Here is an 822-nt window from a genome sequence, read left to right on the forward strand (position 1 = left end):
AGGTCTACATAGGTCTACATTACCRYTAGCTGGCGTGACTGCCCCGTCGTTATCATCCACCTCAAAGCTGAACGGGACATCGCCGTTGTAATCGGCGGCGGGGGTAAAGGTGAAGGTGCCGTCTTCGTTATCAACCACACTGCCGTACTGCTCATCAATCTGCAGGTTCAGCGCGGTGAGGTTATCGCTATCAATGTCGGTGGCGTTTTGCAGCAGCATCTCTTGAGTAAAGACAATCGAGCTATCTTCAGTACCAGCTAATGCCGTGTCGGTGACCACCGCCGCATCGTTCTCTGCCGCAAGGTCTACATTACCACTAGCTGGCGTGACTGCCCCGTCGTTATCATCCACCTCAAAGCTGAACGGGACATCGCCGTTGTAATCGACGGCGGGGGTAAAGGTGAAGGTGCCATCTTCATTATCAACCACACTGCCGTACTGCTCATCAATCTGCAGATTCAGCGCCGTGAGGTGATCACTATCAATATCGCTAGCGTTTTGCAGCAGCATCTCTTGAGTAAAGACAATCGAGGTATCTTCAGTACCAGCTAATGCCGTGTCGGTRACCACCGCCGCATCGTTCTCTGCGGCCAGGTCTACATTACCACTAGCTGGCGTGACTGCCCCGTCGTTATCATCCACCTCAAAGCTGAACGGGACATCGCCGTTGTAATCGGCGGCGGGGGTAAAGGTGAAGGTGCCGTCTTCGTTATCAACCACACTGCCGTACTGCTCATCAATCTGCAGGTTCAGCGCGGTGAGGTTATCGCTATCAATGTCGGTGGCGTTTTGCAGCAGCATCTCTTGAGTAAAGACAATCGA

Annotated in this window: 1 protein-coding gene; it reads right to left on the reverse strand. The window is 53.1% G+C overall.

The window, feature by feature from the left end; all coding sequences use genetic code 11:
• Positions 1-822 (reverse strand): cadherin-like domain-containing protein (locus L4D12_RS00720; RefSeq protein ID WP_428445895.1); only part of this gene is annotated, 822 nt, incomplete at both ends.

The organism is Photobacterium nomapromontoriensis, assembly GCF_050336815.1.
GTDB classification, from domain to species: domain Bacteria; phylum Pseudomonadota; class Gammaproteobacteria; order Enterobacterales; family Vibrionaceae; genus Photobacterium; species Photobacterium nomapromontoriensis.